The sequence below is a fragment of the Marinobacter zhejiangensis genome, from assembly GCF_900114775.1.
GTDB classification, from domain to species: Bacteria; Pseudomonadota; Gammaproteobacteria; order Pseudomonadales; family Oleiphilaceae; genus Marinobacter; species Marinobacter zhejiangensis.
Window position 1 is genome coordinate 173,204 of the sequence record NZ_FOUE01000003.1, and the last position, 25,486, is coordinate 198,689.

Consider the following 25,486-nt stretch of genomic DNA (forward strand, 5'->3'; position numbering starts at 1 on the left):
ACCTCCCGGCCGTGACAAAACGCTTGTTGTTGACAGCTAACTGTGGCGAACTTGTTTCAATACCTGCCTGCTGTGGGTTCTTGAACGGATTGGGAGACGCTTTTGAAACCTGTCTGGCTGACGACATTACGCCCCCGGAAGCTGCCATTCCGGCGGCGTTTGAGCCGAGCGTCGGTCGCGTTGATCTACCGGCACGTGGACGGCGGAGAAACTGAGCTGCTGTTTATCCAGCGCGCACGGCGCGAAGGTGATCCATGGTCTGGCGATATGGCCTTCCCCGGTGGACGGATGCAGGCCGACGATGCCTCTGCCAGTGCGGCTGCCCAGCGAGAAACCCGTGAAGAGATCGGGCTGGACCTGACTCGCCATGGCCATTTCCGCGGACGTCTGTCCGACCTTCTGACCCGCCGTCACAGTCAATGGCGACCGATGGTGGTAACGCCTTATGTCTTTGAATGGTGTGGCACGGATGACTCCATCACCAACCATGAAGTCCAGCGGGTGGTATGGATTCCGGTGTCTTTCCTGTCGGCGGTGGAGAACCAGTCGGTCCGCCTCTGGCGCAGCCCCTTGGGGGCGCTCCGCATGCCGTGTTGCCGCTACCGGGAGTATTGCATTTGGGGACTGAGCTACAGCATGTTGCAGGAGTTTTTGACGAGCGGGCTGATACCTATGGCTTCCCGGGCCTGATTTCTGGCAGGCAGCCATGAGCGGGCTATGCTGTGGTATGCGTTGGCCAATATGTCATGCTCATGGAACCGAGACCTGCCGCTTTGCTTGCGTTGATGCTTCTATCCCAGACCGTGGTGGCCAGGGAGGGGGACCTCTATTTGTTTCACAATGTCTACACCAAGCACCTGAGTGACTCGGGTTACTACCAAAGCGGTGAGGGCAATCGTGATTATGAGGAAGACAACAACGCCACCGGCCTGCGCTATAAATACAGCGACCACCTGTCGCTGGGGCTGGGCTATGCCCCGGACAACTCCTACAACGAATCGTCCCTGATTGTGGCGACCGAGTATGTCTGGCCGATTTCGCCTCACCTGGAGCTTGGTGGCATGGTGGCCGCTGCCTCGGGTTACGAACGGGTACGCCACAACGTGAACGGCTGGGCCCTGCAGGTCGGGCCCCTGGCACGGGTACAGAAGGACTGGTTCGCCCTGAGTGCGATACTCATCAATATGGACATTCTGGTGGCAAATGTGGAATTCCGGCTCTGGCAGTTCTGAGAGCACCTGCCCGAGCCCATTCCTCCAATCATAATTCATCATTTTTTATCCCGAGGCTGGCCATAAAACGAACCCACACTGAGGTCTGTTCATCAACAGAAGGGTGTGGGAGGCGATATGGAAACCGTTTACCGGGAGATAGATCCCAATTCGAAGGTCGTTGCGATCAACGAGCGCAATGGCTACCCGTCAGAGCAGGAACAGCAGCTCAGGAAACAGCTTCGACGGCTGATGCTGGAGCGGGATCTGGCCATTGTGGAAAAGGAGCGGGCAGTGTCTGAGCTGGTCGCCCTGAAGAGCCTGATCGGCAGCCTCAGGGCGCGGGTTTCGCTTACTTCATCTTGAAGCCTTTACCCTTGAGGAAGTCTTTCATGTGTGGCCGCAGCTTGGAGGTGAACAGCGGTTTCAGTTGTTGCGACCAGTTGGTGTCCTTGTTACCGGCGGTGCGTTCCAGATAGTACTGGCGCATGGTGTCATCAAACTCTGCCACCAGCGTCGCATCCTGCTCGTCCTGGTAGTAGTCCTCCTTGAGAACCGAGGCCAGGGGGAGGCGGGGCTTTACTTCGGGCTGCTGGTCGGGGTAGCCAAGGCACATGCCAAAGGCGGGGTAGACATGATCAGGCAGGCGCAACAGCGCACTGACTTCCGCCGGGTTGTTGCGGATGCCCCCGATGTAACACAGCCCCAGCCCTTCGGACTCCGCGGCAATGGCAACGTTCTGGGCCACCAGTGCGGTATCGATACTGGCCACCAGCAGCTGCTCGGTCATGCCCAGCACAACCTCAGCGCCGGCGCGTTCCGCCGCTTCCGTGGAGCGTTTCATATCGGCGCAGAACACCAGGAAGTCGGAACAGTCAGCCACGTAGCCCTGGCCGCCGGCCAGCTCGGCAAGCTTGCGCCGGTTTTCGGGGTTAACCACGTGGATGATGGTGTAGGCCTGCACATGGTTGGAGGTGGCGGCGCTTTGGCCTGCGCGAATCAGGGTTTCAAAAAGTTCGCGCGGAATTTTCTGGTCGGTGAACTTGCGGATGGAGCGGTGTGAGAGCAGGAGCTCAATGGTTGAGTTCATAAGGCCTCGCTGACGGTTTGCTATTGTGCCTGATTGTGCCTGTTTGCAAACGCCAACACGACTGCCCGTTAGTCTACCTGATGCAAGGCCAGGCCGCTCAGATCGCCAGTTTTCCCAGCCCCCGGCTGGCATCCCGCTTTGTACTGACGACCAGGTGGGCCGTTACCGGGAACGTCAGGGAACCATCGGCAGCCACGAATTCCGCCAGTGATTCTTCCGCCGAGGCGATGACGGCTTCCGTGGTGGCGTCACTCAGGTCAACGCCGGCAAAGGGAAACCAGCCTTTGATATCGGCCAGCACCAGGTCCCGCACGCTGGAAAATTGAGCGGGCTCCTGCCGGGTAACCAGTTCGGTGTCGGGAATGGCGGCAGCGGCAAAGGTGCGGTTCAGTTGCTCACGCCCACCCATGGCAAAGGGAACCCGCAGCAGCTCAGCGATGGCCGGGTCGGCGGTGTCTGCGTAGACCTGGACCAGTGCCTTGTAGACTGGAAGGGCTTCGAGGTCCGCAAACACGGTGATGACAAGATGCCGTCCGGGCTTGAGTACCCGCTGCATTTCCACCAGCGCACCGAGTGGGTCGGGAAACAGCATCAGGCCAAACTGGCAAACCACGGCATCAAAGTGGTTGTCGTCAAAAGGCAGTGTTTCGGCAGCGCCCTGCAGCCATTCGACCGATGAGTCCTTGCTGCGGGCAACCGCCAGCATGCCGGGGTTCAGATCAAGGCCGGTGACATTGCCGCCAGGCGACACCATGGGGACCGCCCCGAGGGCAGCGGCGCCGGTACCGCAGGCGACATCGAGAACGTCATCGCCCGGTCTTAAATGGGCGTAGTCAAGGGTATGCTTCACCCAGGGTGCAAACAGCGTGGGCCTGAGCCGACGGTCATACTCCCGGGCGGTACCTTCGAGCTCTTCGAGTGTATGTTGGGTCATTGCAGGGTCCTCCTGGCTGGCTATGGGCTCCAGAAGTTATTCAGAGGCTCCTTCTAAGTGTAGGCGTTATTCGGGTCTGGGACAGTCGGTTCCTGTGAAGGCCCGGGTGGCCGTTCAGCACCCGGGCCGCGGGCTCAATAGCTCTTGTAGGGAAGGAACTTGCCGGACAGCACTACATTGACCCGGTCCCCCTTCGGGTCTTCTTCACGCTGAATGTCCATGGAGAAGTCGATGGCGCTCATGATGCCGTCTCCGAACTCTTCATGGATCAGTTCTTTGATGGTGGTACCGAACACATTGACCACTTCATACCAGCGGTAAATCAATGGATCGGTGGGAATGGCCGTTGACAATGAGCCCTTGTAAGGGGAAATCTGAAGCCAGGCAACGGCTTCATCCGGCAGGTCGAACAGGTTGCCGATCACTTCCGCCTGCTGCTTGTTGAAGGTCATTTGCCCGAGGCAGGCGGCCGTTGTCCACTCCTTGGAGAGGCCGATTTCATTGGCGACGTCCTTCCACTGGATGCCCTTGGCAACCTTGGCGGCGACGATCATTTGAGTGACATCTTCACGGGTGTTGATCATGGCAGTTTCCTCTGTGGTTTCACTGGTTGAGTAGCAGGATGACAAGACCGGCCAGGATGGCGGAAATACCCTGCCAGACGGCGACGGGGTTGCGTTCAATCAACGGTGGTCGGGTCTTGTTGAGGTAGGCCTTGTTGGGGTGCCGGAGGTCATAGGTGAACTCCGACAACTCCTGATAGCGTTTCTCGGGGTTGGGGTGAACCGCCTTGCGCAGGGTTTCGTCTACCCAGGCGGGAATGGCCCGCTCGTCATTCAGCACGGAGCGGTAGTTGAGCCGGAGCAGCGAAGCGGCTGTTGTTGTTCGGGCAACATCGGCGTCGTACGGGAACTTGCCGGACAGCAGGTGATAGGCGAGGACACCGAGCGAGTAAAGGTCGGAACGGGTGGTGCCCAGCTCTCCCATAAAGTACTCCGGCGCCATGTAGAGGGCCGTGCCCAGAAGTTCTGCGGTATCCGCAGAGGTGGATGCCTCGACAATGCCAGCGACCCGCGCGGACCCGAAATCGATGATCTTCACGGTTCCATGGGCGTCGATCATCAGGTTGTTGGGGCGGATGTCCTGATGGAGTACTTCCATGCGGTGTAACGCATTCAGGCCGTGGGCTACCTGTTCGATAATCCCTCGAACGGTCTCCAGGTCCGGTTGCGGGTTATCTGCCAGCCACTGGGCAAGAGTCTGGCCCTCAATGTATTCCATCACGGTGTAGAGGTAATGCCGCTGGCGGGTGGGGGGTGAGGCCTTCTGGACGTGGCGGCTGTTTACCCGGCGTGCGACCCATTCCTCCATCAACAGGCGCTCCAGGTAATCTTCATCCCCCTGAAGGTCAATGGACGGTGTTTTGATCACCACCTGATTGCCAGAGAGTTCATCAACGGCAAGGTAAACGTGGCTTCGATGGCTGGCGTGGAGTTCTCGGACGATGGTGTAGCCGTCGAGACTGGCCTGGGCTTCCAGCAGCGGAGGGATGGGCAGTTGTTCGATCTGGTCGTGCAGAACCGGCGAACTCTCCGTGGGAACTTCATCCACCCGGACAATCTGTACGCTCAGGTTGTCATCACTGCCCCGTTGAAGGGCCAGTTCGGTTATGCGCTTTGCGGCGGTATCCAGGTTGTCCCGGTGATGCTGGATGGCCCTGATCAGGTCGTTGGCATCGCAGTACTCGTGGATGCCGTCCGTTGTCAGGACAAAGTAATCGCCGGCTTGCAGGGGCAGGGAACGGTAATCGAGTTCCACCTCGGGCGCGGCTCCCAGAGCCCGGCTCAGGTAACTCCGTTCGCTGGATACCCAGGTTCGGTGATCTGTGGTCAGCTGTTCAAGCCCCCGGTTGCGCAAGCGATAGATCCGGGTATCGCCGGCATGAAACAGGTGCGCATACGTCGATTTCAGGACCAGTGCGCTCAGGGTGCACACGTAGCCTTTGTCTCTCTCGTAGCAGTAGGGGCTGTTCCTGCCCTGGGCGTAGAGCCACGAATTGGTTGCCGAAACAACCCGCTCCACGGCGGTCCTTACCGACCAGGCGTCGGAGGTGCAGTAGTAATCGTTCAGGAACGATGACACCGTAGTGTCGCTGGCAATATGGCTGACGTCACTGGTACTGATGCCATCGGCCATCGCGAAGGCGATGCCTTTAAGACCGAGCTGGGGCTCACGTGGGGAGTACCAGCCCAGAAAGTCCTGATTGATGGGCTTGACGCCCTTGTCGGAACAGTGCCCGACAGAAACCTGTAGTCGGCTGCGCATGGAGAGTTTCCGGACCCCGGCCAGTAAAGACCGGGGCCATGCTGGTCAACAATGGTGGTCAGGCGGCGGCTGGTTTCACCGGAGCAGTCGCGGGGGTGGCAATCTTGCGTTTGGCACCGGTGCGAATGTGGGTGGTGTACAACGTCAGGCCGGTAAAGGCGAGGCCGCCGACGAGGTTACCCAGAGCCGTGGGGATTTCATTCCAGATGAAGTAATCCATGATCGAGAAGTTGCCGCCCATCATCATCGCTGAGGGGAACAGGAACATGTTCACTACTGAGTGCTCAAAGCCCATGAAGAAGAACAGCATGATGGGCATCCACATAGCGATGACCTTGCCACTCACGTTGGTGGAAATCATGGCGCCGACCACACCCATGGAGACCATCCAGTTACACAGCATGCCGCGGATGAAAATGGTTGCCCAGCCAGCGGCGCCGTATTCGGCATAGCCCAGGGTTCGGGCCTCACCAACGCCGGCCAGCTTTGAACCGACCGCACCTGGGTCAGTGTTAAAGCCGTAGGTGAATACGAAGGCCATCATGAAGGCGACGGTGAGGGCACCGGCGAAGTTGCCGAGGAACACCAGTCCCCAGTTGCGGAGTATCGCTTTGGGGGTTACTCCGGGACGTTTGTCGAGCAGCGCCAGCGGCGTCAGCATGAAGACCCCGGTGAGCAGGTCGAAGCCCATCAGGTACAGCATGCAGAAACCGACTGGAAACAGGATGGCTCCAATCAGGAAAACCCCGGTCTGGACGGCAACGGTGACGGCAAATGCCGCCGCCAGCGCGAGGATAGCCCCGGCCATGAAGGCGCGGATCAGGGTATCGCGGGTAGACATGTGAATCTTGGATTCACCGGCGTCTACCATTTTGGTGACGAATTCGGAGGGAACCAGGTAGGACATCCTTCTTTTCCTCTTTCAGGGATTAGGTCGTTCCGCAGACACAAAAACGGCGCCATTTCCTCACCCGTATAACCGGGTCAGGAAAAGGCGCCGTTGCCTTGTCTTCATTTGGTCATCTGCTTGTCCGGTGCCAGGAACGAGGCCTGTCAGCCGGTACATCAGACCCTATGCAGTTGCCGTGCCTAAAGTGGAGGTTTCATTTTTATTCTTTCTATTCAATGAGATGGTGCTTCATTGTCTGATTTCTTCAGACCGGGGCAGGTGCTGATGGCGATGGCGAAGGGCACGGCACGCCCGAAAAACGTGCGCGCTGTGCACTGTCCTTGCACGAATTACGCGGAGGGTGACGTCATTCCTGGTCAGGCAGGCGCTGGCCGGACCAATTCTCCATCAGCCGACAGGTCACCAGATCTCCGGTGACGTTGATGGCAGTTCGGCACATGTCCAGGATTCGGTCGACCCCCATGATCAGCGCAATGCCGCTAGGCGGAATACCTACGGTTTGCAGCACCATGGCCAGTATGACAATGCCCACGCCCGGTGTGGCGGGAGAACCGATAGACGCGCCGACCGCCATGGCGACCACCAGGGCCATGCTGCCGAGGCTCAGGTCAATGCCGTAGACCTGGGCCAGGAAGATGGTTGCCACCGCCTGATACAGCGCCGTGCCGGTCATGTTGATGGTGGCCCCCAGAGGGATTACGAACTGGGACACGGACGGGCGGATGCCCAGTTTATCCTCGGCCGTGCGGATGGAGAGTGGCATTACGGCGGCAGAACTGGAGGTGGAGAAGGCCAGCAGCAGGACATCGCGAGTCTTGCTCAGGAAGGTGAGGGGACCGTCGCCGCCGAGCGCCTTCAGGATCACCAGATAGACCCCCAGCATCATCAGCAGACCGAGCAAGACTGTCGCCACGTAGGACGCCATGCCGAGCATGGCCTGGAACCCGATCGTGGTGGTGAGTTGGGCCATCAGCCCAAACACGGCATAGGGGGCCAGGCGCATGGCCCAGCGCACCACAGTCATACAGATCTGCTGGAGTGAATCCAGCAGGTCCAGCATGGGGCGGGATTTGCCCGGGTCCATGCTCACCAGAGCGACGCCAACAATGCTGGAGAAAATAACCACCTGAAGCATCTGACCTTCGACCATGGCATCCAGCGGGTTACCCGGCAACAGGCCCAGCAGCGCTTCGGAAAGGCTGGCGGCCCCCAGCAAGCCAGTGGTGGCAGTTTCCGCATCTGTTGCTGCGGGGATGGCCAGCCCGCTCAGCATTTCGCCGGGCTTGATGACACTGCCAATCCACAGGCCAAGGCTGGCGGCAATGGCGGTGGTGATCATAAAGAAGGTGACCACCCGAACACCAAGGCGGCGCAGTTGGTTGAGGTCTTCACTGGCCGCCAGCCCCCGCACCACGGAGGCAATCACCAGGGGAATAACAATCATCTGGATGGTGGCCAGGAAAAGCTGACCGGGAAAGGCCAGCCAGTTGCCGATGAGGGTGCCGGTTTCCGGTTCAACCAGCCCCACCGAAGGCCCCAGCAGTGTCCCAACAATAAGTCCCAGGGCCATGCCCACAAGAACTTTGAGCCAGAGCCGTCCCTGGACCAACCCGGACAGATAGATGCTCAGGTGACGTAACGGGCGCGCATAGCGGGTGCTGTTTTCCGTGGTGGGCATGCCGACAGGCTTCCTTGCGATTGGTGAATGAAGGCTTCACAAAGTTTAGCGTATTGTGCCCTGTCTGAGCGCCGGATTCGCTGAGCTGGATCAGTTATGGCGGGAGGTGAGCCTGACATGGGCCCCTGGTGAACAGGGACCCATGCGGGTTAGTCGGTGACGGCTTGCGTCTGGGGCTTGGGCGAGCGATTCGCGGAAGGCGGCAGGTACTTGCTGATATCAAGGTTGAAGTAACGGTACAGCACACTGTTGTGTTCCTGTTCCGACTGACGCCACCCGTACGCTTTCGGACGTTCTGTTTCGATCGCCAGCGTCCCGAAAATCAGCCAGTCATAGAGCGCGAGGCTGCCACAGACATTCTTGGCGGAGTTGCGTCCACGGGAGTGGTGCTGGTGGTGCTGGGTCGGGAACGTGATGATGTGCGCCAACGCCCACATGGTCTTACGGACCCAGGCCCAGCGGTGGTTGTGGAAATACAGGTCGTAGTTCCAGTTGACGTGGGTATGGGCAGCCCACAGGCCCTTTATTGCGGTACCGACAACGAATACATCCACCAGCCCCAGGTACAGGCAAACCAACTGGAACCAGTAGTTGGGCATGATGAACCACCACAGCCAGCCATTGGTAAAGGTCTGGACGACGCTGAGCTGGGCCCGGTCATCGTCGCCGCTCATGTGATGGGGGCGGTGGGAGAGCTTGAATACCGCCTGTACCATCTGGGCCCAACGATGCTGGGGGCGTTTGCAGTGGGCAAAGTAGTGGCCGGCGCCGTGCAGCAGTTCCTCCAGGCAGAAGAAAACCACCAGCGTTGGCCAGAAGTAGTCGCTGTCCAGCCAGGCCAGGGAGTTCGCGCTACCGGGCGCCAGCTGAGTCAGCCCCAGGCCGATCACCAGTAATAGCAACGGACGTTGTACGGCGACCATAACGGCAATTGTCAGGCCCGCCATTTTCCAGTCGTTGGCGGTACGGGCACCGTTGCGGCTGCGGCCGCTGAGCCACTCTAGGGTTGCGGTAACCAGGACAAAGCCAAGGATAGATAAGCTGATGAGATCATTGACGGTCATTATTGTTCTCCTGAGATCCTGTCATGGACAGAGTCAATAATCGGGCATTATTCTGTCTAATAAATATTGAATAAGAACAATATCCATGAAGCTGAATTTAAGATCCGTTGACCTGAACCTCCTGCCAGTCTTCGCTGCCGTGGTAGAGCACCGGCAGCTGTCACGAGCTGCCGAACACCTGGGGATGAGTCAACCCGCAGTCAGCGCCGCACTGCAACGATTGCGGCTGACGGTTGGTGATGCCCTGTTTGTGCGCAGTCGTAGCGGTTTGCAGCCCACGCCCCGGGCGGATGCCTTGTACCAGCAGGTTCGGCAGGGACTGGAGGTGTTGACGGAAGCTCTGGACCCGGAGCCGGTTTTTGATCCGGCTACCGCCCAACGCAATTTCCGCATTGTTGCGGTGGATTACCTGGAGACACTGGTGCTGGGAAAACTGGTGTCCGCTATTCAGGTGGAAAGTCAGAGTCTCGGGGTGAAGGTGCTGCCGCAACAGGCGGGCTGGCAGAAATGGCTGCTGGATGCAGAGGCTGATTTTGCGTTCGATACCCAACCACCGGACGATGCCCGCCTGCTGGTGGAGGCGGTGGGAGAGGAAGCGCTGGTGGTGGTAGCGCGGCAGGGGCACCCGCTGATCAAGGGGAGCTTGTCGCTGGACCAGTTCCTGATGGCGGGGCACGTCGTGTTACCAGAACGAGAGCGCCGGACACTGCCTTTAGACCAGATCCTGGGCATGCCCGGGTGGCGAAGAAACATTGGTGCCCAGGTTGGCAATTTCACCAGTCTGGTTTCAGTGGCCAGTACCAGTGACCTGATTGCTACCATTCCCTTGCGGCTGGCCGATCGGTTGGCCCCGATGTTCCAGCTTCAGGTGCTACCATTTCCGGTCCCGGTTGACCCGGTGCCGGTGTACCTGATCTGGCCATCGGCGATGGACCAGGACCCGGCCCACCGCTGGCTCAAGCAGAAACTTCTGGATTGTTTGCCGTACGGCTAACAGGGGCCGTCAGGCCACAGGCTTGTGGCCTGACGGATTGCGGGGTTACAGGCTGGCTGCAAGCTCCGCGCCCTGGCGGATCGCTCGCTTGGCATCGAGTTCCGCTGCGAGGTCGGCGCCGCCGATCAGGTGGAAGTTTTCCGCTTCTTCCCGATAGAGCTCTTTCAGCGATTCCTGACCAGCACAGATGATGACGTTATCCACGTCCAGGACTCGGACTTTTTCGCCCTGCTTGATGTGCAGGCCGTCGTCGTCGATCTTCTCGTAGCTACAGCCCTTGAGCATTTCAACATTGCGCGCCTTGAGGGTGGCCCGGTGTACCCAGCCAGAGGTTTTGCCAAGGTCCTTGCCCAGGGAGGTTGGCTTGCGCTGGAGCAGGGTGATCTGCCGTGCCGGTGCCTCGACTTCGGGCTCCACCAGGCCGCCAGGGCTGTCACCAGCGATGTCCACACCCCATTCCTTCATCCACTCGGGCAGCGGTTGTTCGCCGTCGCGGGGATGTTCGGCAAGGTATTCGGACACGTCGAAGCCAATGCCGCCAGCACCGATAACGGCAACCTTCTGGCCAACGTCCGCTTTGCCGCGAAGCACGTCCACGTAGGACAGTACTTTCGGGTGGTCGATGCCGGGAATGCCCGGGGCGCGTGGCGTAACGCCGGTGGCGACGACAATCTCGTCAAAGCCGGCGGCTTCCAGGTCGGCCACTTCAACCCGGGTGTTCAGCTTCAGTTTGACGCCGGTGCTCTCGATCCGTTTGCTGAAGTAGCGGATGGTGTGGTGGAACTCTTCCTTGCCTGGAATCACCTTGGCCATGTTGAACTGGCCGCCAACCTCGCCGGCCTGGTCGAACAGGGTGACGTCGTGCCCGCGCTCTGCGGCCACGGTCGCGCAGGACAGCCCGGCGGGACCAGCACCAATGACCGCAACTCGTTTGGGTTTTGCGGTTTTCACATAGACCAGCTCGGTTTCGTGACAGGCGCGGGGGTTCACCAGACAGGATGCCCGCTTGAGCTGGAAGGTATGGTCAAGGCAGGCCTGGTTGCAGGCGATGCAGGTGTTGATCTCGTCGGCCTTGCCGATGATGGTCTTGTTGACGAAGTCCGGGTCGGCCAGCAGGGGCCGCGCCATGGACACCGCATCGGCCTGGCCGGAACGGAGGATGTCTTCGGCCACCTCCGGATCGTTGATCCGGTTGGAGGCGACAACTGGCACCGAGACCACCTCTTTGACCTGACGGGTGGCTTCAGCAAAGGCCGCGCGAGGAACGGACGTAACGATGGTTGGAACCCGGGCCTCGTGCCAGCCGATGCCTGAGTTGATCAGGCTGACGCCAGCAGCTTCCAGCTCCTTCGCCAGAGCCAGTACTTCCTCCCGGGTGGCACCGTCCGGAACCAGGTCGATGACCGACATCCGGAACATGATGATGAAGTCATCGCCACAACGCTTGCGGGTTTCCCGCACGATTTCTACCGGGAAGCGGCGGCGGTTTTCAGCGCTGCCGCCGTACTTGTCCTTGCGCTTGTTGGTGCACGGGGCGGTGAACTGGTTAATCAGGTAACCCTCGGAGCCCATGATCTCAACGCCGTCGTAGCCGGCTTTCTTGGCCAGTTCGGCGGTGCGGGCAAAATCCCGGACGGTCTGCTCAACCTCTTTGGTGCTCATCGCCTTGGGCTTGAACGGGTTGATCGGCGCCTTGATGGCGGAGGCGGAACGGGACAGCGGGTGGTAGCTGTAACGGCCGGCATGGAGGATTTGCAGGGCAATCTTGCCGCCTTCCTTGTGGACCGCCTTGGTGACCTTGCGGTGGTTGAGGATATCAAAGCGGCTGTTGAACAGGCCGGCGAACGGATAGAACCAGCCGGCCTTGTTGGGGTTGAATCCGCCGGTCACGATCAGGCCAACGCCGCCACGTGCGCGTTCGGCAAAATAGGCTGCCAGCTTCGGGAACTGCCAGAAGCGGTCTTCCAGGCCCGTGTGCATGGAGCCCATGATGACCCGGTTCTTCAGTTGGGTGTGCCCCAGATCCAGGGGTGACAGCAGATTTTGGTAGCGTTCGGTCGACATCGTTGCTCTCTCGATAGACGGTATTCTGAATAATCTGGACGCTGTCAAGATAGAGGTGTATTTTGACAGTGTCAAGATTATTTCGGAGACTGGCCTGAACCGCCCGGTCGTCTGTTTTACCTCTATTTTTCAGTCAGGAATATGCACCATGACCAATGCTTCCCGTTACCACCATGGTGATCTGCGCAGCGCTCTGCTTCAGGCCGCGAGCGAGCAGTTGAAGGAGCAGGGTATTGATGGGTTGTCCCTGCGCAAGCTGGCTGAAAAAGCGGGGGTGTCACGCACCGCTCCGTATCATCATTTCAAGGACAAGAATGCCCTCCTGTGTGCGTTGGCAGCCGAGGGGTTTGAAAGTCTGGACGAGCTGATCAGCCAGCGCTTCGAGGGCGAAACCCTGAGGGATCAGATGCTGTTCTTTGTCCGGGATTACCTGCGGTTTGCGGTGGATCATCCGGAGCGTTACGAGCTGATGTTTGGGCGAACTCTCTGGAAAGCGGGAACCCCAACGCCGGAGCTGAAATCCGTGGCCTACCGCAGCTTTCGTCACTATACCGACAAGCTGGCAGCACTGACGGCCGGGCAATTGCCCGCTGGAAACGACCCCCTGCGCCTAGCCCAGGCCAGCTGGGCGACGGTGCATGGTCTGTGCCGGCTGCTGATCGACGGCATCTACGTGAATCAGGAGGACATGGATGCGGTGAGTGAGCAATCGGTTGCGCTGATCCTGTCGGCATTGGGGCGTTAGTTGACAGCGCGCCCACCCCCGATAGAATTCCAGCCATGTCCATTCAACATGCCTTATTGACCTCCCTTCTGGAAAAACCTTCGACCGGTTATGACCTGGCCAGCCGCTTTGACCGTTCCATCGGCTACTTCTGGCAGGCAACGCACCAACAGATCTACCGGGAACTGCGCCGGATGGCTGCTTCTGGCTGGGTCGTGGCTGAAGAAGAAGGCGGCGAAGGCCGACGTAAGCGCAAGACCTACCAGGTTCTAGCCGCCGGGATCGATGAATTAAAACGTTGGGGTAGTGAACCTTGCCGTTCTACGGAAGGCCACCGGGAGCTATTGGTCAAGCTGCGGGCTGAAGCCGTTTTGGGGCCTTTGGGTGCCCTTGAAGAGCTGCAGCGCTTGATGGCTGAGCACGAAGAGAAGCTGGCGACGTTTCTTCAGATTGAGCAGCGTGACTTTTCCGGTTCGGCTCTGTCGGTTGCCCAACAGCTCCAGTACCAGGTGTTGCGTATGGGGATTGTGTCTGAAGAAAGCTGGCTAGGCTGGGCTAGAGGTACGCTTCCGGTATTGGAAGCCGCCCGGGAAGGCGGCGGCTCCCATTCCGGGAAATGACGGCAGATTGGCCGTCTTCCTGAGCCGGTAGGCCTTACACGGCTAGTCCCAGGCGCTTTCTGGCGTCGTCGTATTCCACTTTCAGTCTTTTCACCAGGTCTTCGGCACTTTCCACGCTTTTCACGGCGCCGATGCCCTGGCCGGCTCCCCAGATGTCGCGCCAGGCCTTGGCGCCCCTATCAGAACCAAAATTCATTTTTGACGGATCGGACTCGGGCAGGTCATCGGGGTCCAGGCCGCTATTGACGATGCTCTGTCTCAGGTAGTTTCCATGGACACCGGTGAACAGGTTCGAATACACAATATCCTCGGCGCCACTATCGACAATCATGTCTTTGTAGGCTGCGTCAGCGTTGGCTTCCCGAGTGGCGATAAACGCTGAACCGATGTAGGCCAGGTCTGCACCGGCGGCCTGGGCGGCCAGGATGGCATTGCCATTTCCGATCGCTCCGGACAGCAGCAGTGGGCCGTCGAACCATTCACGGATCTCGTGGATCAGCGGAAATGGGGACTGGGTGCCGGCATGTCCACCGGCCCCGGCTGCCACGGCGATCAGGCCGTCGGCGCCTTTTTCAATGGCCTTGCGTGCAAAGCGGTTATTGATGATGTCGTGCAATACGATGCCGCCGTAGCTGTGTACCGCCTCGTTGACATCTTCCCTGGCGCCGAGGGATGTGATGACGATGGGCACCTTGTACTTCACACACAGCTCCAGGTCATGTTCCAGCCGATCATTCGACTTGTGCACGATCTGGTTGACGGCAAAAGGCGCGGCCGGTTTGTCTGGATGCTGGGCATTGTACTCGGCCAGCTCTGAGGTGATCCTCTGTAGCCATTCCTCCAGCACGGGCGCCGGGCGGGCATTAAGGGCGGGGAAAGAGCCCACCACGCCGGCCTTGCACTGGGCAATGACCAGATCAGGGTTGGAAATGATAAACAGGGGCGATCCGACCACGGGCAGGGATAGGCGGTCTTTCAGGATATCGGGGAGGGACATGGTAGCTCCTTGGTTAACCGGATTGTTGTTGACTACTGGGCCGCTTCGCCCTTGAGCATGGCGAGGTATGGCGCCACACGCTTGCCCATTTCACCGGCGAGGGCCTGGAGACCACTCAGCGGGCGAATCATTACTTCGAAGTCAACGATCTTTCCGGCTTCGTCAAACCGGATCATGTCGATGCCTTTGACGCTTTTATCTCCCACCTTGGCGCTGAATTCCAGCACCACACTGTTGCCATCCTCGCTGGCAAAACGGCGGTGATAGGTGAACTCTTCAAACACCGTGTTCACGGTTTTAAGGACCAGCTTTATCGCATCGCGGCCAGGGTAGGGGGTATGCGCTGCAGGTGAGCGGAAGACCACGTCGTCTGACAGCAGTTGGTCGAGTTTTTCCATGGCATTCTGTTCCAGCAGTTCATGCCAGGTGGAAAGTGTCTGTTGGGCCTCTTGGGACAGAGTGGCGATTGTCATTGTTTTCTCCCTTGGTCGTGTGAGGGGCTACGCTTCGTTGTATGCAAATTTTTGCGATGCCTAAAGCTATCAGTGGATTTATCAATGTGCAACTAGTTTCATATTGTGGTGTCGGGCGCGATTGAGCGATGTCCTGCTACAGGGACGGCAGCCCCTGTACCTGTGCTGTAGATTCAGTCGGTTTCTGTACCTGTTGGGAAGCGCTGACAGCGCTTAGAGTGGGAGTTCGGAGACAGGCACCAGCGGAGGCGTGGCAATGCCATGACCACAATGACTGAAACCAGCAAAGGCGTTGCCTACGGGCTGGCCGCGTATACCATGTGGGGAAGTTTTCCCCTGTTTTTTGCTCTGTTTGATGGGGTGCCTGCTTACGAAGTACTGACTCACCGAATTCTCTGGAGCTGCGTCTTCCTGGCGGCTGTTATCTCGGTATTGCGACGCTGGGCGCCTGTGCGGGAAGCCCTCGCCCGCCGCAGTGGGCTTTGGCCTGTTCTGGGGTGTGCGGTTCTTATCGCCGCCAACTGGGGCATCTATATCTATGCCGTTGAGACCCGGCAGGTATTGCAAGCCAGTTTGGGGTATTTCCTGACACCGTTAGTGAATGTTGCCTTGGGGTTGGTGGTGCTGAGGGAGCGAATGGAGCGACTGCAGGGTGTCGCTGTGATGTTGGCTGGGGCCGGAATCCTGATTCAGTTGGTTGCACTGGGCAGCCTCCCGTGGATCACGCTGATGCTGGCGCTCACCTTTGGCACCTACGGCTTGCTTCGCAAACAGGTATCGCTGGATGGGTTGTCAGGGTTATTTGTGGAGACTCTGTTGTTATTCCCGGTGGGGCTGCTGACGTTCTCATGGCTCTCAATGGAGGGGCGTTCGCACTTTTGGGGGGCTGGATCGACCACGGCTCTGCTGCTGTCCAGCGGTGTTGTCACCGCGTTGCCGCTACTGGCTTTTGCTGGTGCAGCAAGGCGCCTTAAACTGTCCACGGTTGGCTTCCTGATGTACATCAACCCAACCCTGCAATTCCTGATCGCCTTGCTGATTTTTCAGGAGCCGCTAAATACCGCGCAGCTCATCAGCTTCACGGTGATCTGGTTTGCCCTTGGTCTTTACAGCTGGTCGTCCTGGCGGAATCGCCCCAGTGTTGTGGCGCGGCGGCGTGCTGGGGCGCCTGGCCTGGAAAAGCGCCGGTTGAGCGTGTGAGCCTCGGATAATGGACCGGGGGCTCAGTTCGCAGTCAGTGGTGCAGGATCTGCTTGAGGAAGGTCTGCGTGCGTTCCTCCTGCGGGTTGGTGAAGAACTGTTCCGGAGGCGCCGATTCGATGATTTCACCGCCATCCATGAAAATGACCCGGTCTGCCACGGTCTTGGCGAAGCCCATTTCATGGGTGACGCAAAGCATGGTCATGCCGCTTTCTGCCAGCTCCACCATGACATCCAGTACTTCCTTGATCATTTCCGGGTCAAGCGCGGAGGTCGGTTCATCGAACAGCATGATCTTGGGTTTCATGCACAGGGAGCGGGCAATCGCCACCCGCTGCTGCTGGCCGCCAGACAACTGGCCCGGGTACTTCTTGGCCTGGTCAGGAATCTTAACCCGCTCGAGGTATTCCATGGCTGTGGCTTCGGCTTCCTTGCGGGGAATCTTGCGAACCCAGATCGGTGCCAGGCAGCAGTTTTCCAGCACGGTCAGGTGGGGGAACAAATTGAAGTGCTGGAACACCATGCCCACTTCCCGGCGGACATTGTCGATCTGGCGGATGTCGTCGGTCAGCTCGGCGCCATCGACGACAATGCGACCCTGCTGATGTTCCTCCAGCCGGTTGATGCAGCGGATAAACGTCGATTTCCCGGAGCCGGAAGGCCCGCAGATAACGATGCGTTCGCCATGGGCGACGTCCAGGTTGATGTCTTTGAGGACGTGGAAGCCCCCGTACCATTTGTGCACGCCTTCAACGTGGATGATGGTGGTGTCGGCCTTGGCCGAACTGAGGGTGGAGCGAGCCGTATTTGTGGGTGTCTGGTCGGTCATGGTTGCTATCCGTTGTCAGGTTCGGTGGCCGGTGTCGAGTTTGCGTTCCAGGTTCTGGCTGTAGCGGGACATGCCGAAACAGAACACCCAGAAGCAGAAGGCGACAAACACGTAGCCTTCGATTGCGACGTTCTGCCAGGCGGGGTCAGTTACCGTGGACTGGACCGCGCCGAGCACATCAAACAGGCCGATGATCAGTACCAGCGTGGTGTCCTTGAACAGGGCAATAAAGGTGTTAACGATGCCGGGGATGACCAGCTTCAGGGCCTGGGGCAGGATAATCAGCCCCATTTTCTTCCAGTAACCCAGGCCGAGGGCGCTGGCGGCTTCGTACTGTCCCCGGGGGATGGCCTGCAAGCCTCCGCGAACGACCTCCGCCATATAGGCCGACTGCCAAAGTGTGATGCCGATCAGTGCCCGGAGCAGTTTCTCGAAGTTCATGCCCTCGGGCAGGAACAACGGCAGCATGACCGAAGCCATGAACAGCACGGTGATCAGCGGTACGGCCCGCCACACCTCGATGAAGACCACGCAGAAGCCGCGAATGACCGGCATGTGCGAACGTCGGCCAAGGGCGAGCAGGATGCCGATGGGAAGGGCCGCAAATATCCCGACATAAGCCAGGATCAGCGTCAGCATCAGGCCGCCCCAGCGGTGGCTGGGGACAGACTCCAGGCCAAAGCTGCCACCGGGAATCAGGATGTAACCCAGGATCGGCAGGCCGGTCATACCGAAGATGCCGAGCCATCGCCGGGCCGGAAAACCCTCGATGAACTGGGGTATGAACGACAGCGCCAGCAGCCCGAACATCAGGTTGATGCGCCATTGCTGATCTTCCGGGTAAAACCCGTAGATGAAAAAGTTCAGCCGTTGGTTGATGAACAGCCAACAGGCGCCTTCACCGACGCAGTCGCTTGGGGACTCGCCACTGAAGGTGGCGTCGAGGAACACCCAGTTCAGTAGCGGCGCGGCGCTGGTGACCAGCAGGTAGCCGACGGCAAGGGTCAGCAGTGAGTTGTACCAGGTATTGAACAGGTTATTGCGCATCCACTGTATGGGCGCAACAGGGGCTTTGGGCGGTGATACGGTGGGTTGGTTCATCATCGCTCCTTAAGCGCCACAGCGCGGTTGTACAGGTTCATGACGAAGGAAATCAGCAGGCTGATGGTGAGGTAGACGGCCATGGTCATGGCAACCACTTCGACCGCCTGCCCGGTTTGGTTGAGGGTTGTACCCATGAACACGGACACCAGGTCCGGGTAGCCAATGGCGGTAGCCAGGGATGAGTTCTTCACCAGGTTGAGATACTGGCTGGTCAGGGGTGGGATGATGACCCGCATGGCCTGTGGTATGACGACCAGGCGAAGGGTGAGCCCCTGACGAAGGCCGAGTGCCCGGGCGGCTTCGGTTTGTCCCTTGCTGACCGAGAGGATGCCAGATCGCACGATCTCAGCGATGAACGAGGCGGTGTACAGCGACAGTGCGACCCACAGTGCGGCAAGTTCGGGAATGATGGTGATACCGCCGCGGAAGTTGAAGCCCCGAAGTTCCGGCACGGTCCAGTCCAGAGGCGCGCCGGTGGCCAGGAAAGCCAGCACCGGCAGGGTTACCAGGATGGCCAGGCTGACCTTGCCGGTTGGGAAGATTTGCCCGGTTGCCTGCTGGCGTCGTTTGGCCCAGATCCGGAGCGCGATAACGCTGGCGATGGCGATTGCCAGGGCAAGTTCAACCCAGCCAAAGCCTGGGAGGGCGATCGGGTCCGGCAGGTAGAACCCGCGATTGTTGAGAAAGAACAGGCCGCCAAGCTCCACGCTCTGCCGTGGTGAGGGGAGGTTGCGCAGGACCGCGAAGTACCAGAAGAAAATCTGAAGCAGCAGCGGGATATTGCGGATGATTTCTATGTACGCCAGGGAGAGCTTGGCAATCAGCCAGTTGCTCGACAGGCGGGCAACGCCGATCATAAATCCCAGCAGGGTTGCCGCAACAATCCCCAGGCCGGACACCAGCAGCGTGTTGAGCAAACCGACCCAGAACGTGCGGCCATAGCTGTCGGTGGCTTCATAGGGAATCAGGCTCATGATGATGCCAAAACCGGCGGACTGCTCAAGGAAACCAAAGCCCGTACTGATACCGCGGGCCTCCATGTTGGCAAGGGTGTTGTCCACCAGGGTCCAGCCACCCCACATCACGCCAGCGATGGCGACCAGCTGGAAAACAAGGGATCGAACCCGTGGGTCGTTCCACGGCTTTGCTCGGGCAGGAGTAATCTGGGAAGTCGTTTCACTCATACGGGGCACCGGAACACATACTCGGACATGGGTTGGGTTCAGGGTGGACGCTGGCGGTCATACTGGCGCCAGCGTCCTGGGCTTCCGCAGTTAGCGAACGGGCGGCGCGTACATGATGCCGCCTTCCGTCCACAGCGCGTTCAGTCCTCGCTCCAGATCCAGAGGCGTGCCGGGGCCGACGTTACGGTTATACATCTCACCGTAATTGCCCACTTCCTTGATGATGTTGTAGCCAAAGTCTGCCGACAGGCCGAGCTTCTCGCCCATATCACCATCGGTGCCCAGCAGGCGTTGGATGGAGGGGTTGTCTGAAGACTTCATCTCATCGACGTTGGCAGAGGTGATGCCAAGTTCCTCAGCGTTCACCTGGGTAAACAGTGTCCACTTCACGATGTTGAACCATTGGTCGTCACCCTGGCGGACCACGGGGCCTAGTGGCTCTTTGGAAATGATGGTGGGGAGGATGACCGCGCTGTTCGGGTCGGTCAGTTTGGAGCGCAGGGCTGCCAGCTGGGAGCGGTCGGAGGTCAGAACGTCGCAGCGACCGGCGGCAAAGCCCTGAACGGTTTGTTCAGAGGTGTCGAACACCAGGGCGTTGAATTCCATGCCATGGGTGCGGAAATAGTCCGCCATATTGAGCTCGGTGGTGGTGCCTGCCTGGATGCAGGCTGTGGCGCCATCCAGCTCGGTGGCATCGCTCACCCCCAGCTCACGACTGACCAGGAAACCCTGCCCATCGTAGTAATTCACGCCGGCAAAGTTCAGGCCCAGGGAGGCATCTCGGGTCAGGGTCCAGGTAGTGTTGCGGGACAGCATGTCGATTTCGCCCGACTGCAGTGCGGTGAAGCGCTCCTTGGCAGTCAGCGGTGTGAACTGGGCTTTGCTGGCATCGCCGAAGATGGCGGCTGCAACGGCCCGGCAGGTGTCTACATCGATGCCGGTCCAGTTGCCTTTGTCATCGGGTTGGGAAAAGCCGGGAAGGCCGCTGGTCACGCCGCACTGCAGGTGACCTTTTTCCCTGATGTTCTCCAGGGTGGTGTTTGCCATGGCGTTGCCTGCCATCACGACGCCCAGAAGGGTTGCGGTTCCTGCGGCAAGTGAAAATATTTTTTTCATTATGAGACATCTCCGATTTTTCGAATGAGTGCAAAGCCAATGGTCATCAGCAAATGCTGAGCCAATGGTGCTGAGTTGCTGGTTTTATTGTTTTACTCTTTCGTTTAGGCGGCTCGTTGCCACCGCCGGGTCGTCACTGGAGCACTGGAGCGGTGCATCTAATGCCAGTCTGGCACCAGAGTGCTTCTTGTCGGACCTGCTATCAGGGTAGAAGAGAATTTCTGTTTTCTCCTTAAATTTGAATATTTATTAGTCAACTAGGGGGCTTGCAGCGGGGGCGGGTTCGTACAACACTGGGGGGTACGCCAATATCATTGCGAGGTAGTGCCATGCCGTTTACTTCCGATCAGATTGCCGAACTCAAACTGCTGTCCCAGTTCAACTCCTGTTCGTCCCAGGAAGGTATTAAAGTCCACCAACACACCGCGACCCCCGAAGTAGTGGCGGCTGCTGAACGACTGTTTCAAAAGGGGTTGATTACCCAGCACGATGGCGGCTACCTCACCAGCCGCGGCTGTGAGGCGGTCGAACAGACTGAGCAGCTGCTGGGTATGCTTGCGGACGGTTAAGCTGTCATTGCAGTTGCGAGCGGCGCAGGAACTGCTGCTCGAACTGGCGAATATTCTGCTGGATGTAGTCGATAAACGCTTTCATGGCTGGGGTGGGGTGCTTGGCCTGAGGGTAGACCACACACCAGCTACGGCGTAGCGGAAAGCCCGGAAGGTCTAAGGTGTGGAGGTTGCCAAGCGCCAGTTCCGGCAGGATGCTTAATTTGGGGAGCACCGCCACCCCCAGCCCAGCCATGATGGCGTGTTTGACCGCGTCATTTGAGCCCAGCTCCATGCTGGGCTTAACCTTCAGCCGGTGCTGCTGGCAGTGGAGTTCCAGTGCCAGTCGACTGCCGGAGCCGGGCTCACGCATCAGCAGGTGGCTGTCGAGAAATTCCTGCGGGCTCGGGTTTGGGTGATCCAGCAGCGGGTGCCCTTTGGGGACCACCGGGATCAGCTCGTTGTCCAGAAAGGGGATGGACGTCAGCGGCCGCTCGGTCGGCACCATACCCATGATCACCAGGTCGTCCCGGTTCTCATTCAGTCGCTGGATGGCGGTCGCCCGATTCACCACGGTGACGCTGACGTGGACCTGCGGGTTCAGGTTAAGAAAGGCCCTGAGCAGGTACGGAACCACGTATTGCGCGGTGTTTACCGCCACTAGCCGCAGCTCTCCCGCGACCTTGCCTTGCAGTGCTGCCAGGCTGGTCTGCAGGCGGCGCACTTCTCCAAAAATGGTTCGGGCGCTCCGGGCCAGTTCCTCCCCGGCCGCGGTGCAATACAAGCGGCGGCCAACGTATTCGAACAGGGGCAGAGCAAGAGCCTGTTCAAGCTGTCGTATCTGGCTGCTGACGGCAGGCTGGGTCAACCCCAGGCGTTCGCCGGCGCGGCTGTAACTTTTCAGTTCATGGACCGAGAGAAACACCTGTAATTGACGGAATGTCAGGCGGCTGGCGAGTTGTTGGGCGCTGAATGGCATGGTGGCGAACGCTTTTTCGGTATATGTATAAGCGATACCTTATACATAAAAAAAATAATATCAATTTTAGTTATGGTGGTGCTTTGTCTACTCTGGATGTGGGGCGAATTGACGAGGAATCACCCATGCTGAAAAAAATTCTGATTGCCAACCGCGGTGAAATCGCGGTGCGAATTGTACGGGCCTGTGCCGAGATGGGCATACGCTCGGTGGCGATCTATACCGAGCCGGATCGCTATGGCCTCCATGTTAAACGGGCTGATGAGGCCTATTCGCTTGGGGAAGACCCGCTGGCGGGCTATCTGGACCCGGCAAGGATCGTCAACCTGGCGGTGGAAACCGGCTGTGACGGGATTCACCCGGGATATGGTTTCCTGTCCGAGAATGCAGAATTTGCCCGCCTGTGTGAGCAGAAGGGCGTGACCTTCATCGGGCCGAAGGCGGACGTGATCTACAAGATGGGTGACAAGACCCAGGCCCGGGACAGTATGCGGGCCGCAGGTGTGCCGATTACTCCCGGTTCCGAAGGCAACCTGGCCAACCTGGATGAGGCCCTCAAGCTGGCTAATGAAATCGGTTACCCGGTGATGGTGAAGGCCACCTCGGGTGGCGGCGGCCGGGGTATCCGGCGCTGCGATACGCCTGAGGAATTGAAAGCTCAGTACCCTCGGGTGATTTCCGAAGCAACAAAGGCCTTTGGGTCGGCGGAAGTCTTCATGGAGAAGTGCATCGTTAACCCCCGTCACATCGAAGTGCAGGTGCTGGCAGACAGCGAGGGCAATGCGATTCATCTGTTTGAGCGTGACTGCTCCATACAGCGCCGTAACCAGAAGTTGATCGAAATTGCACCGAGCCCCCAGCTGACCCCGGAGCAGCGCCAGTACATCGGTAATCTGGCGGTAACCGCAGCCAAGGCTGTGGGCTACGAGAACGCCGGTACGGTCGAGTTCCTGCTGTCCGGAAATGAAGTGTATTTCATGGAGATGAATACCCGGGTTCAGGTGGAACACACCATTACTGAAGCCATTACGGGTGTGGATATTGTCAGGGAACAGCTGCGAATCGCCTCTGGATTGCCCCTCAGCTACCGCCAGGAAGATATTCAGTTTCGTGGCTATGCGATCCAGATGCGGATCAACGCGGAAGATCCCAAGAACGACTTCCTGCCCAGTTTCGGTCGGATTACCCATTATTACGCCCCAGGTGGCCCAGGCGTGCGGGTGGATACCGCCATCTATACCGGGTATGAAATTCCGCCCTATTTCGATTCCATGTGCCTGAAGCTGGTGGTGTGGGCGCTGACCTGGGAAGAAGCCATTGCCCGCAGCGAACGTGCCCTGGATGACATGCGCCTGCATGGTATTCGCACCACGGCGAGCTACTACCAGCAGATTTTTAAACACCCGGATTTCCGGCGTGGCGTGTTCGACACCAGTTTTGTGCCGTCCCACCCGGAGTTGCTGGACTATTCCATCAAGCGCCAGCCAAGTGAAGTTGCATTAGCGATTGCCGCAGCCATTGCCGCTCACGCGGGATGGTAATCCGCAGGAGGAAAACAGAATGAGCCAAGCCAAGAAAATTGAAGTTACCGACGTCATCCTGCGTGATGCGCACCAGTCCCTGATCGCTACCCGCATGCGCACTGAAGATATGTTGCCGATCTGCGATAAGCTGGATCAGGTGGGCTACTGGTCCCTGGAAGTCTGGGGCGGTGCCACCTTTGATGCCTGTGTCCGCTTCCTGAAGGAAGATCCGTGGGAGCGCCTGCGCCAGCTTCGCAAGGCCCTGCCCAACACACGGCTGCAAATGCTGCTGCGGGGGCAGAATCTGCTGGGCTACCGTCATTACGCGGATGATGTGGTGGAAGCCTTTGTCCAGAAGGCGGCCGATAACGGTATCGACGTATTCCGTGTATTTGATGCCCTGAATGACCTGCGCAATCTCGAAACCGCCATGAAGGCCGTGAAGAAAGCGGGCAAGCACGCGCAGGGAACCATCTGTTATACAACCAGCCCTGTTCATACCCCGGCGCTGTTCGTAAAGCAGGCCAAGGAGCTGAAGGCCATGGGGGCGGACTCCATTGCCATCAAGGATATGGCGGGCCTGCTGACGCCCTATGCCACCTACGAACTGGTCAAGGCGATCAAGGCCGAGGTAGACCTGCCGCTGGTGGTGCACAGCCACTCCACCTCCGGGCTGGCTTCTCTTTGTCAGATGAAAGCCATCGAGGCGGGTGCGGACCGCGTGGATACCGCAATTTCGTCCTTTGCGTCCGGAACCAGTCACCCGGCGACTGAGTCGTTGGTGGCGGCCCTGAGCGGAACCCCCTACGACACCGAGCTGGACCTTGAGTTGCTGAGTGAAATTGCGGACTACTTCCGAGAGGTTCGCAAAAAGTACCACCAGTTCGAGAGCGAGTTTACCCGTGAGGACGTATCGGTACAGATCAACCAGGTGCCTGGTGGCATGATGTCCAACCTGGCGAACCAGTTGAAGGAGCAGAACGCCCTGGACCGGATTCGCGAGGTATTCGCCGAGATTCCGCGGGTTCGGGAAGATCTTGGGTATCCGCCGCTGGTAACGCCGACCTCCCAGATCGTTGGAACCCAGGCGGTCTACAATGTGCTCGCGGGGCAGCGCTACAAAACCATCACCAATGAAGTGAAACGCTATCTGCAGGGCGGGTACGGTCAGCCGCCGGCAGCGGTGAACGCTGAGCTGCAGAAAAAGGCGATTGGTAATGAGTCGGTGCACGAAGGTCGCCCCGCCGACCAGCTCAGCCCGGAGCTGAACAAGTTGCGGGAGGACATTGGTAGCATAGCGAAGAGTGAGGAAGATGTGCTGACATACGCCATGTTCCCGGACCTTGGCCGCGAGTTCCTGCAACAACGGGCAGATGGTACTCTCAAGCCGGAAGAACTGTTGCCACCTGAGCAGGGCGGCAAAGGTCGTATGGGTGCCGGCGTTGCCACCGAATTCCGCATCGATGTGCACGGTGAGACCTACGAAGTGGCAGTGACCGGGGTCGGGGATTCCGGCGCGGGCAAGCGCAAGCTCTACCTGTCGCTGGACGGCATGCCGGAAGAAGTGGTTTTCGAATCGCTGAATGAGTACGTTGCTGAGGGCAGCAGCGGTCGCAAGCGCGCGACCGAGCCAGGGCATGTTACTACCGCAATGCCAGGCAATGTGGTGGATGTCCTGGTCAAGGAAGGGGATACCGTAACTGCTGGTCAGGCGGTGCTGGTCACCGAAGCCATGAAAATGGAAACCGAAGTACACGCGAACGTTGCGGGTACGGTTCAGGCGGTACATGTGGCAAAAGGTGACCGGGTGACCCCTGGTGAAGTTCTGATCGAGATCGCTTGACGAGATTCTGCTGCAAGCCCGCTTCCTGATGGGCGGGCTTTGTAGTGGCCTTATTGTGAGCGGCTGGATATGACTG

The 25,486-nt window shown here is 59.0% G+C and carries 25 protein-coding genes; 10 read left to right on the forward strand and 15 right to left on the reverse strand.

The window, feature by feature from the left end:
* The first annotated feature begins 102 nt into the window (after positions 1-102).
* From BMZ67_RS10645 to BMZ67_RS10655, 3 genes are all read left to right on the forward strand, one after another.
* Positions 103-690, forward strand: coding sequence for an NUDIX hydrolase (locus tag BMZ67_RS10645; RefSeq protein WP_092022412.1), 588 nt, complete (start codon positions 103-105; stop codon positions 688-690).
* A 62-nt stretch (positions 691-752) separates the two neighbouring features.
* Positions 753-1,232 carry a hypothetical protein gene (locus tag BMZ67_RS10650; protein WP_139214361.1) on the forward strand — a complete coding sequence of 160 codons (480 nt, stop codon included), beginning with the start codon at positions 753-755 and terminating at the stop codon, positions 1,230-1,232.
* A gap of 117 nt (positions 1,233-1,349) precedes the next feature.
* Positions 1,350-1,577 carry a hypothetical protein gene (locus BMZ67_RS10655; protein WP_092022416.1) on the forward strand — a complete coding sequence of 76 codons (228 nt, stop codon included), beginning with the start codon at positions 1,350-1,352 and terminating at the stop codon, positions 1,575-1,577.
* Here BMZ67_RS10655 and nfsA read toward each other — a convergent pair.
* The 7 genes from nfsA to BMZ67_RS10690 form a co-directional block, all read right to left on the reverse strand.
* The gene (nfsA, locus tag BMZ67_RS10660) at positions 1,564-2,301 is read right to left on the reverse strand and encodes an oxygen-insensitive NADPH nitroreductase (protein ID WP_092022418.1); all 738 of its coding nucleotides are present in this window, start codon (positions 2,299-2,301) and stop codon (positions 1,564-1,566) included. The genes BMZ67_RS10655 and nfsA overlap by 14 nt on opposite strands.
* 97 nt (positions 2,302-2,398) lie before the next feature.
* Positions 2,399-3,235 (reverse strand): class I SAM-dependent methyltransferase, encoded by an 837-nt coding sequence (locus BMZ67_RS10665; protein WP_092022420.1) that lies wholly within the window; start codon positions 3,233-3,235, stop codon positions 2,399-2,401.
* A 134-nt stretch (positions 3,236-3,369) separates the two neighbouring features.
* A complete protein-coding gene (gene cynS, locus BMZ67_RS10670) occupies positions 3,370-3,819 on the reverse strand; it encodes a cyanase (protein WP_092022422.1) in 450 nt (149 codons plus the stop codon).
* Positions 3,820-3,838: 19 nt separating this feature from the next.
* Positions 3,839-5,560, reverse strand: coding sequence for a bifunctional protein-serine/threonine kinase/phosphatase (locus BMZ67_RS10675; RefSeq protein WP_092022424.1), 1,722 nt, complete (start codon positions 5,558-5,560; stop codon positions 3,839-3,841).
* A gap of 58 nt (positions 5,561-5,618) precedes the next feature.
* Positions 5,619-6,467 (reverse strand): formate/nitrite transporter family protein, encoded by an 849-nt coding sequence (locus BMZ67_RS10680; RefSeq protein ID WP_092022426.1) that lies wholly within the window; start codon positions 6,465-6,467, stop codon positions 5,619-5,621.
* 349 nt (positions 6,468-6,816) lie between these two features.
* Positions 6,817-8,148: a dicarboxylate/amino acid:cation symporter gene (locus tag BMZ67_RS10685; RefSeq protein WP_092022428.1), complete on the reverse strand. Its 1,332-nt coding sequence runs from the start codon at positions 8,146-8,148 to the stop codon at positions 6,817-6,819.
* A 149-nt stretch (positions 8,149-8,297) separates the two neighbouring features.
* Positions 8,298-9,212 (reverse strand): sterol desaturase family protein, encoded by a 915-nt coding sequence (locus tag BMZ67_RS10690; RefSeq protein WP_092022430.1) that lies wholly within the window; start codon positions 9,210-9,212, stop codon positions 8,298-8,300.
* An 85-nt stretch (positions 9,213-9,297) separates the two neighbouring features.
* Here BMZ67_RS10690 and BMZ67_RS10695 point away from each other — a divergent pair, with 85 nt between their 5' ends.
* Complete coding sequence (locus BMZ67_RS10695) at positions 9,298-10,206, forward strand: LysR substrate-binding domain-containing protein (protein WP_092022432.1); 909 nt, start codon at positions 9,298-9,300, stop codon at positions 10,204-10,206.
* A gap of 45 nt (positions 10,207-10,251) precedes the next feature.
* Here the strand turns inward: BMZ67_RS10695 and BMZ67_RS10700 are convergent, their stop codons facing one another.
* Positions 10,252-12,270 carry an NADPH-dependent 2,4-dienoyl-CoA reductase gene (locus BMZ67_RS10700; RefSeq protein ID WP_092022434.1) on the reverse strand — a complete coding sequence of 673 codons (2,019 nt, stop codon included), beginning with the start codon at positions 12,268-12,270 and terminating at the stop codon, positions 10,252-10,254.
* 148 nt (positions 12,271-12,418) lie between these two features.
* On the opposite strand from BMZ67_RS10700, the gene BMZ67_RS10705 reads away from it, so the two are divergent.
* Together BMZ67_RS10705 and BMZ67_RS10710 are read left to right on the forward strand one after the other, a co-directional pair.
* Positions 12,419-13,015 carry a TetR/AcrR family transcriptional regulator gene (locus BMZ67_RS10705; protein ID WP_092022436.1) on the forward strand — a complete coding sequence of 199 codons (597 nt, stop codon included), beginning with the start codon at positions 12,419-12,421 and terminating at the stop codon, positions 13,013-13,015.
* 35 nt (positions 13,016-13,050) lie between these two features.
* The gene (locus BMZ67_RS10710; protein ID WP_092022438.1) at positions 13,051-13,614 is read left to right on the forward strand and encodes a PadR family transcriptional regulator; all 564 of its coding nucleotides are present in this window, start codon (positions 13,051-13,053) and stop codon (positions 13,612-13,614) included.
* A gap of 34 nt (positions 13,615-13,648) precedes the next feature.
* Here BMZ67_RS10710 and BMZ67_RS10715 read toward each other — a convergent pair whose 3' ends face one another.
* Both BMZ67_RS10715 and BMZ67_RS10720 read right to left on the reverse strand, forming a co-directional pair.
* Positions 13,649-14,611 (reverse strand): NAD(P)H-dependent flavin oxidoreductase, encoded by a 963-nt coding sequence (locus BMZ67_RS10715; RefSeq protein WP_092022440.1) that lies wholly within the window; start codon positions 14,609-14,611, stop codon positions 13,649-13,651.
* Positions 14,612-14,643: 32 nt separating this feature from the next.
* Positions 14,644-15,084 (reverse strand): nuclear transport factor 2 family protein, encoded by a 441-nt coding sequence (locus tag BMZ67_RS10720; protein ID WP_092022442.1) that lies wholly within the window; start codon positions 15,082-15,084, stop codon positions 14,644-14,646.
* A 270-nt stretch (positions 15,085-15,354) separates the two neighbouring features.
* Here BMZ67_RS10720 and rarD point away from each other — a divergent pair, with 270 nt between their 5' ends.
* A complete protein-coding gene (gene rarD, locus BMZ67_RS10725; protein ID WP_217642498.1) occupies positions 15,355-16,284 on the forward strand; it encodes an EamA family transporter RarD in 930 nt (309 codons plus the stop codon).
* A gap of 34 nt (positions 16,285-16,318) precedes the next feature.
* On the opposite strand, the gene BMZ67_RS10730 is transcribed toward rarD, so the two are convergent.
* The 4 genes from BMZ67_RS10730 to BMZ67_RS10745 form a co-directional block, all read right to left on the reverse strand.
* Positions 16,319-17,113: an amino acid ABC transporter ATP-binding protein gene (locus BMZ67_RS10730; RefSeq protein WP_092022446.1), complete on the reverse strand. Its 795-nt coding sequence runs from the start codon at positions 17,111-17,113 to the stop codon at positions 16,319-16,321.
* A 15-nt stretch (positions 17,114-17,128) separates the two neighbouring features.
* Entirely contained in the window at positions 17,129-18,214 is a 1,086-nt protein-coding gene (locus tag BMZ67_RS10735) for an amino acid ABC transporter permease (protein ID WP_092022448.1), read from the reverse strand.
* The gene (locus BMZ67_RS10740; protein ID WP_092022450.1) at positions 18,214-19,401 is read right to left on the reverse strand and encodes an amino acid ABC transporter permease; all 1,188 of its coding nucleotides are present in this window, start codon (positions 19,399-19,401) and stop codon (positions 18,214-18,216) included. The genes BMZ67_RS10735 and BMZ67_RS10740 overlap by 1 nt, the downstream gene beginning before the upstream one ends.
* Before the next feature lie 90 nt (positions 19,402-19,491).
* Entirely contained in the window at positions 19,492-20,517 is a 1,026-nt protein-coding gene (locus tag BMZ67_RS10745) for an amino acid ABC transporter substrate-binding protein (protein ID WP_092022452.1), read from the reverse strand.
* A gap of 329 nt (positions 20,518-20,846) precedes the next feature.
* Between BMZ67_RS10745 and BMZ67_RS10750 the strand changes: the two genes are divergently transcribed.
* On the forward strand, positions 20,847-21,086 hold the full coding sequence (locus tag BMZ67_RS10750; RefSeq protein WP_092022454.1) for a TIGR02647 family protein: 240 nt from the start codon (positions 20,847-20,849) through the stop codon (positions 21,084-21,086).
* A gap of 4 nt (positions 21,087-21,090) precedes the next feature.
* Here the strand turns inward: BMZ67_RS10750 and BMZ67_RS10755 are convergent, their stop codons facing one another.
* Positions 21,091-22,044, reverse strand: coding sequence for a LysR family transcriptional regulator (locus BMZ67_RS10755; protein WP_092022456.1), 954 nt, complete (start codon positions 22,042-22,044; stop codon positions 21,091-21,093).
* A 125-nt stretch (positions 22,045-22,169) separates the two neighbouring features.
* On the opposite strand from BMZ67_RS10755, the gene BMZ67_RS10760 reads away from it, so the two are divergent.
* Positions 22,170-23,585: an acetyl-CoA carboxylase biotin carboxylase subunit gene (locus tag BMZ67_RS10760; RefSeq protein WP_092022458.1), complete on the forward strand. Its 1,416-nt coding sequence runs from the start codon at positions 22,170-22,172 to the stop codon at positions 23,583-23,585.
* 19 nt (positions 23,586-23,604) lie between these two features.
* Positions 23,605-25,410, forward strand: coding sequence for a sodium-extruding oxaloacetate decarboxylase subunit alpha (gene oadA / locus BMZ67_RS10765; protein WP_092022460.1), 1,806 nt, complete (start codon positions 23,605-23,607; stop codon positions 25,408-25,410).
* Positions 25,411-25,486 lie beyond the last annotated feature (76 nt).

Bases quoted from the DNA above. Each gene is read 5' to 3' on its own strand.
- BMZ67_RS10650 (WP_139214361.1), top strand. From the start codon at position 753: ATGGAACCGAGACCTGCCGCTTTGCTTGCGTTGATGCTTCTATCCCAG.
- BMZ67_RS10655 (WP_092022416.1), top strand. From the start codon at position 1,350: ATGGAAACCGTTTACCGGGAGATAGATCCCAATTCGAAGGTCGTTGCG.
- nfsA (WP_092022418.1), bottom strand. From the start codon at position 2,301: ATGAACTCAACCATTGAGCTCCTGCTCTCACACCGCTCCATCCGCAAG.
- BMZ67_RS10665 (WP_092022420.1), bottom strand. From the start codon at position 3,235: ATGACCCAACATACACTCGAAGAGCTCGAAGGTACCGCCCGGGAGTAT.
- cynS (WP_092022422.1), bottom strand. From the start codon at position 3,819: ATGATCAACACCCGTGAAGATGTCACTCAAATGATCGTCGCCGCCAAG.
- BMZ67_RS10675 (WP_092022424.1), bottom strand. From the start codon at position 5,560: ATGCGCAGCCGACTACAGGTTTCTGTCGGGCACTGTTCCGACAAGGGC.
- BMZ67_RS10680 (WP_092022426.1), bottom strand. From the start codon at position 6,467: ATGTCCTACCTGGTTCCCTCCGAATTCGTCACCAAAATGGTAGACGCC.
- BMZ67_RS10685 (WP_092022428.1), bottom strand. From the start codon at position 8,148: ATGCCCACCACGGAAAACAGCACCCGCTATGCGCGCCCGTTACGTCAC.
- BMZ67_RS10690 (WP_092022430.1), bottom strand. From the start codon at position 9,212: ATGACCGTCAATGATCTCATCAGCTTATCTATCCTTGGCTTTGTCCTG.
- BMZ67_RS10695 (WP_092022432.1), top strand. From the start codon at position 9,298: ATGAAGCTGAATTTAAGATCCGTTGACCTGAACCTCCTGCCAGTCTTC.
- BMZ67_RS10700 (WP_092022434.1), bottom strand. From the start codon at position 12,270: ATGTCGACCGAACGCTACCAAAATCTGCTGTCACCCCTGGATCTGGGG.
- BMZ67_RS10705 (WP_092022436.1), top strand. From the start codon at position 12,419: ATGACCAATGCTTCCCGTTACCACCATGGTGATCTGCGCAGCGCTCTG.
- BMZ67_RS10710 (WP_092022438.1), top strand. From the start codon at position 13,051: ATGTCCATTCAACATGCCTTATTGACCTCCCTTCTGGAAAAACCTTCG.
- BMZ67_RS10715 (WP_092022440.1), bottom strand. From the start codon at position 14,611: ATGTCCCTCCCCGATATCCTGAAAGACCGCCTATCCCTGCCCGTGGTC.
- BMZ67_RS10720 (WP_092022442.1), bottom strand. From the start codon at position 15,084: ATGACAATCGCCACTCTGTCCCAAGAGGCCCAACAGACACTTTCCACC.
- rarD (WP_217642498.1), top strand. From the start codon at position 15,355: ATGACTGAAACCAGCAAAGGCGTTGCCTACGGGCTGGCCGCGTATACC.
- BMZ67_RS10730 (WP_092022446.1), bottom strand. From the start codon at position 17,113: ATGACCGACCAGACACCCACAAATACGGCTCGCTCCACCCTCAGTTCG.
- BMZ67_RS10735 (WP_092022448.1), bottom strand. From the start codon at position 18,214: ATGAACCAACCCACCGTATCACCGCCCAAAGCCCCTGTTGCGCCCATA.
- BMZ67_RS10740 (WP_092022450.1), bottom strand. From the start codon at position 19,401: ATGAGTGAAACGACTTCCCAGATTACTCCTGCCCGAGCAAAGCCGTGG.
- BMZ67_RS10745 (WP_092022452.1), bottom strand. From the start codon at position 20,517: ATGAAAAAAATATTTTCACTTGCCGCAGGAACCGCAACCCTTCTGGGC.
- BMZ67_RS10750 (WP_092022454.1), top strand. From the start codon at position 20,847: ATGCCGTTTACTTCCGATCAGATTGCCGAACTCAAACTGCTGTCCCAG.
- BMZ67_RS10755 (WP_092022456.1), bottom strand. From the start codon at position 22,044: ATGCCATTCAGCGCCCAACAACTCGCCAGCCGCCTGACATTCCGTCAA.
- BMZ67_RS10760 (WP_092022458.1), top strand. From the start codon at position 22,170: ATGCTGAAAAAAATTCTGATTGCCAACCGCGGTGAAATCGCGGTGCGA.
- oadA (WP_092022460.1), top strand. From the start codon at position 23,605: ATGAGCCAAGCCAAGAAAATTGAAGTTACCGACGTCATCCTGCGTGAT.